At 72.1% G+C, this 1,831-nt stretch carries 1 protein-coding gene; it reads left to right on the top strand.

Annotated elements, in window-relative coordinates; translation table 11 throughout:
* Window positions 1-304: 304 nt before the first annotated feature.
* The coding region (locus RY076_RS23600) for a glycosyltransferase family 2 protein (protein ID WP_323102471.1) at window positions 305-1,831 on the top strand (1,527 nt) is incomplete at its 3' end.

The following is a 1,831-nucleotide window of genomic DNA, read 5'->3' as shown; positions in this document are numbered from 1 at the left end:
GGTGTTGTGAGCGGGTCACGGCCGCGATCGAGGCCCTCGACCGCCCGGTCCCCGAGCTCAAGGACGCCGTGGCCGCCGATGCACCGGAGCTGACCCAGGCCGGCTGAGCCCGCACCGTCCCCTTCCGTCGCGCCCGGGAGCCGCCCTCCGAGGCGGCTCCCGGGCGCTGCACAGGCGCAGGTCAACTGTCGCGCCTACGCTTTCGTGTGTCTCCCGGCCGCGCCGGGATCCTCGGGGTTGAGCTGCGGCCTTCTCACCAGCGGTCCGTCGGGGAACGTACCGGAAGGAACCGCAGGTGCAGGTCATGACGGCAGCAGCCGAGCAGACGACGCAGGATCTCCAGGACCAGCAGGACCGCCCGACGTTCTCGGTCGTGTCGGCGGTGTACGACGTCGTCCGCTACCTGCCGGAGTTCTTCGAGTCGCTCGAGAGCCAGGACTACGACCCCTCGCTGCTGCAGGTCGTCGCCGTCGACGACGGCTCGACCGACGACAGCCTCGCCGCGCTGCGCTCGTGGGCCGAGCGGGCGCCGTTCGAGGTCGTCGTGCTGACCCAGCAGAACGCCGGTCAGGCCGCGGCCCGCAACGCCGGCCTCGAGCACGCGACCGGCGAGTGGGTGACGTTCACCGATCCCGACGACACCGTCGCTCCCGGCTACTTCTCGTCCGTGGCCGGGCTCGTGGGCCGCCACCCCGAGGTGAGCTTCGTCTCGACGAACATGGTGCTGCGGATGGAGGCCACCGGGGCCCTCGCCAAGCATCCCCGGGCCAAGATGTTCACCCTCGGCGACGCGGTGGTCGACCTCGACGTCGCGACGGCGCACATCCCGAACAGCGCCACCACCTCGGTGCTGCGCCGCGACCTCATCGGCGACCTGCGGTTCAACGACCGGCTGCGCCCGAACTTCGAGGACGGCGACTTCGCGGCCCGCTACCTCATGGCGGCCCCGTCACGTCGCACCGGGTTCCTCGCCTCGGCCGAGTACTACTACCGCAAGCGGGCCGACCAGTCCTCGACGCTGCAGACCGGCATCTCGGCGACCGGCCGCTACGGCGTCGTGCCCCGCGAGGGCTACCTGGCCCTCCTCACCGAGGCGAAGCAACGGTGGGGCGTCGTCCCCACGTGGCTGCAGAACACGATCCTCTACGACCTCTCCTGGTACTTCTCCTCCGAGGACGCCATGGGCAGCTCGGCCTCGGCCATCGAGGGCGAGCTCGGCGCGGGGTTCCGGGCCACGCTGCGAGAGATCTCCGACCTGCTGACCCCGGACGTCGTCGACTCCTTCACGNGAGCTCGGCGCGGGGTTCCGGGCCACGCTGCGAGAGATCTCCGACCTGCTGACCCCGGACGTCGTCGACTCCTTCACGATCCGCAAGCTGCAGCCGCACTGGCGCGACATCCTGCTGCACGGCCTTCGCGACGGCTCCTGGCACACCCCGTACGCCGTCGCCGACCGGTACGACCGCGCCACCCGCGTCGTGCGGCTGCGCTACCGCTACGTCGGCGAGCCGCCGTCCGAGCAGCTCCTCACGCGTGGGGTGCCGACGTCGCCGCTGCACGCCAAGACGCGCCGCCTCGACTTCTTCGGCGCGACCGTGATGGCGGAGCGCGTCCTCTGGGCGCAGGTGACCGGTGCCGTCGCGCTCGAGGTCGACGGCGCGCGCCTCGAGCTGGCCGAGGACTGGGAGGTCTCCCACGTCCGGTCCCTCGACGGGCGGGCCCTCGCCGCGCGCCGTCGCAGGGCCGAGCGGGGTCCGTTCCCCGGCCGGCGGGCAGCCTTGGCACGCTTGAAGGTCGATCCGGTGCGGTTGTTGGCGGCGCGGCCGCAGGT

The organism is Intrasporangium zincisolvens, from assembly GCF_034724055.1.
Lineage (GTDB): Bacteria > Actinomycetota > Actinomycetes > Actinomycetales > Dermatophilaceae > Monashia > Monashia zincisolvens.
This window is presented reverse-complemented; position numbering and strand designations above follow the sequence as displayed.